At 38.6% G+C, this 3,639-nt stretch carries 3 protein-coding genes; 2 read left to right on the top strand and 1 reads right to left on the bottom strand.

Annotated elements, in window-relative coordinates:
• Positions 1-1,673, bottom strand: a 1,673-nt coding sequence (locus WB217_RS07400) for a glycosyl hydrolase family 28-related protein (protein WP_423992072.1), incomplete at its 3' end; no start/stop codon positions are given.
• A 193-nt stretch (positions 1,674-1,866) separates the two neighbouring features.
• On the opposite strand from WB217_RS07400, the gene WB217_RS07395 reads away from it, so the two are divergent.
• Positions 1,867-2,949 (top strand): FUSC family protein, encoded by a 1,083-nt coding sequence (locus WB217_RS07395; RefSeq protein WP_423992069.1) that lies wholly within the window; start codon positions 1,867-1,869, stop codon positions 2,947-2,949.
• 230 nt (positions 2,950-3,179) lie between these two features.
• On the top strand, positions 3,180-3,639 hold a 460-nt coding region (locus tag WB217_RS07390; RefSeq protein WP_423992067.1), incomplete at its 3' end, for a M48 family metallopeptidase.

Here is a 3,639-nt window from a genome sequence, read left to right as displayed (position 1 = left end):
GTGCTATTCTTTGCACCGGAATGCAAAACGGCAACTTTAAATCCTTTTGCCTCGATATCAGCAATATAGGGATTATTTCCAGACACTTCAACAACAGATTTTCCATTAACTGCCTCCGCAACAATTTTCTTAACTGTCGCACTTTCAATTCCTTTCCCAATATGAATCGCTTTAGGTGCTGAATGCCTGACATACACATGACGGATTTTCACATTGTCCGCATGATTGTTGCCGCCAAACACCTTAATATCATTGCTTGCAGTAGTAAATCCGCTGACCTGGACATTATTGAAAATCACATTTCTCGAGCGATACTGGATCGCGATGACAGGCTCGTCCCCATAATCATATTGTGGGTCCCCGATGACATAAAAGTGATTCACTGCAACATTTTTATAGGCTGATACAACCATCGCGCGAGGGGAGGAATTCGCGTACAAATCAGTATGAATAGGCTTAATTGAAACAATATTGGCTGCTTTTATGTTGATCGCAGTTTTGGATTCCGGATCACTTTCTTTATGATGACCGATATGACGGAAATTATAGGAACGGTTATCGTTTAGTGATATATGTCCTATGATGACAACATTGTTCGCAGCAGATGATGTATGGTGGGCCTTAATTTCAATTCCGCCAAAACATCTTGCGCTGGAGTTGTTTAGAAGCCATACATTTCGGGAGCCGTCATCAATCTCGATACCATTAGAATTTGAGAACCCTTTTTTATGAGCCCTGCCGCTCGGATCACACATATGACAATTCGAAATAAATATATTATCACTATGATGAGTGGTGATGCCATCATCTCCAAAACCATAACCCGTAAGATTATCTAGCCAGATATATTCACTGCCTCCTCGAGCACGATAGCCGTCGCCATAATAGTTGTAAAGTGGGGAAGAAATATCAAAGCAATGAAGGCCAGGATTGATTCCTTCGACATCCTTCACCCAGCCAAATTTAACATTGGCATATAGCAGGCAGCTAGAGTGGTTGCCCCAAGTACTGGTCTTCTCGACGTTCCCAAAACGCTCTACATTCCAATCGAGAGTCATGCCTTTTACATAAATGTTCCGGTTTCCTGTCCGGTGATTGCGATTGGTTACAAGCCGCGTGCCTTTGGGTGCAGAATCATGGAGTTTTATGATCGTATTTCCTTTACCCGCACCAACTAGGGAGGTCCAGGAAGGGAGCTTGATTTCTTTTGTGACAAAGACACCTTCAGGAATGAGTACCTTTACCCGCCCCTTGCCAAGAGCCATCCGAAAAGCCTCGGTACAATCTGTTACTCCATCACCTACGGCTCCGAAATCCTCAATATGAACCTCTCGATTTATTTCGTTTAATAGATGATTATATTCATCGTTTAAAAGTTCGATCCATTCTGGATAGACGTTGCTGTTTTGATCGACGATCGTCTCATAATGTTCAAATTCGTCGAATGCTGATTTGGTCTGAGCAATCTTTCTTAAGGTCGCTCTGAAATTAGTGAATAAGGAGGATATTACAGTCGATGTCCTGGCAAGGGCAGGTGAATAATCCTTGCTCGCTTCAAGAAAAAGAGCCTTTGTTTCATTCACTATATCTTCTATATTTAAATTTTTCCCAGTAATTTTTGAGATTAGTTGCCCATTCTTTTTAGGGTCGTGTTTTCTGTCTAAATCGATCATCTTATTCCCACCTTTGTAAAACTGCTGCTATCAATATTATTTCCCGCTCTCATAGCGGATAACCTTTTTAAAAGGAATAAACAGTATTCTTTTATCTGTGAAATAAAATCAGGTATGATGATAATGTGTTTCATTTTTTGGAACAAGGCAATTATAGATTGGAAGCATTCTATTGATAGAGTGGGGGATTTGATTGATCACATTAGGACCACGAGTTTTAAAAACAGGGCTTGCCGTGGTGCTCGCATTATATATAACCAAATGGCTAGGCTTGGAACCTCCTGTATTTGCTGCGATTGCAGCTACATTTACGATTCAGCCCTCGATTTACCGATCCTGGAAACAAGTAATGGAACAATTCCAGGCGAATACTCTTGGGGCTATCATTGCTGTAAGCTCAATATACTTGTTTGGCAACAGCCCAATCGTCATCGGACTTGTGATGGTCATTGTCATTATCATAAGTTTAAAGCTTAAAATGGAAGGCTCGATTTCCTTAACATTGATTACAGTGTTAGTTATGATGAGCTCGCAGGAATACCAAGGGATTGTCGCGGCTGGAAATAAATTTATCATTGTCCTTGTAGGAATGGGGTCAGCATTTTTAGTCAATATCATCATCTCTCCTCCGAATTATAATAAAAATTTCACCGAAAAAATGGATTCAAGCTTCAGGACCATGTCTTTGCTGATAAGGACTGCAATATCGAATGAATTGACTGAAAAAACATTTCAGGCCCAATGGAGCCATCTTAAGAAGGATGTAACTAAATTAGAAGATCTATATAAAATCCTTGATGAGGAACGTGAAAAAATATCGAAGCTTAAATCGTTAGATGTCCGGGAAATAGTCGTCTTTAAACAAATGCTGGCCTGTCTGCATCAGGGCCTTAAGCTTCTCGATATCATTGAAGACCATTTTTTCCAGAGTCGGCCAGAACAAGAAGAAACGAGGGAGTTCGATCAACATCTTGAAGAATTAATCAATTATCATGAAATGATATTGCTAAAATATACTGGAAAAATTAAAGAAATCGAAAACGCAGATTTACTTGAAGAGAGTGGTCAGTTTCTCGAAGGAATCATGGAGGATACCTTTTATGAAAGAGAACATAAACTTCGCCTTGTAATCATTGGCTCAGTTATTTTTGATTATGCATTTCAGCTAGAACGCTTGAATGATTTGATTGATCAATATCGCAAGAAAAAACAGCATGTTGAAAAAGCAAACTTAAGAACAATTTTAAAGAACCCAAGGGTATTATTGAAAAAATGAGGGCCAGTATAGTCCTCATTTTTCTTTTCTTATCAAACAAATAATTTTTTCACAACAACAAAAATTGCATATGTATTTCTCTGTAAATATCTTAAAATTAGAGACGGTCTTTTTTATGGCGCTTCTGTTCGATGGATAGAAAAGGATTATATACCTATAAAAAACATCTATACCAAATCTTTTTTTTTTCATATAATCATTTTTATTATGCCTGAGGAGAACTAGCTTTCATGACTACACAGACCTACACACAAAATGAACTGATCCATAAAAATGAGAATAAATATTTTTGGATTGTATTATGTATTAGTATTGTATCTTATCTTCTTTTTGCTTTATCGGTTGTTGGACTTCTCATCATCTTGGCGTTTTTGACGGTCTCGCTTTTACTTCATGCCTTGATGATCGGCCACATTCGGTTGAATGGTGTAAAAATTGGTGTGAATCAATTTCCGCTTATTCATAGTACGGTTGAAGAGCTATGTGTAAAGATGGACTTCAAACAAATGCCGGATATCTATGTTATACAGTCAGGTGGTGTACTTAACGCTTTTGCGACTCGTTTTTTTGGCCGTAATATGGTGGTCGTTTACTCCGAGATCTTTGACCTTGTGGAACAAGGGGCTGAAGATGAGCTTAATTTCATTCTTGCTCATGAACTTGCCCATATTAAACGGAATCACCTTGGTA

The sequence above is a fragment of the Mesobacillus sp. genome, assembly GCF_049588175.1.
Classification (GTDB): Bacteria; Bacillota; Bacilli; order Bacillales; family Cytobacillaceae; genus Mesobacillus.
Note: the sequence above shows the minus strand (reverse complement) of the source record. Positions and strands in the feature narration are given on the sequence as shown.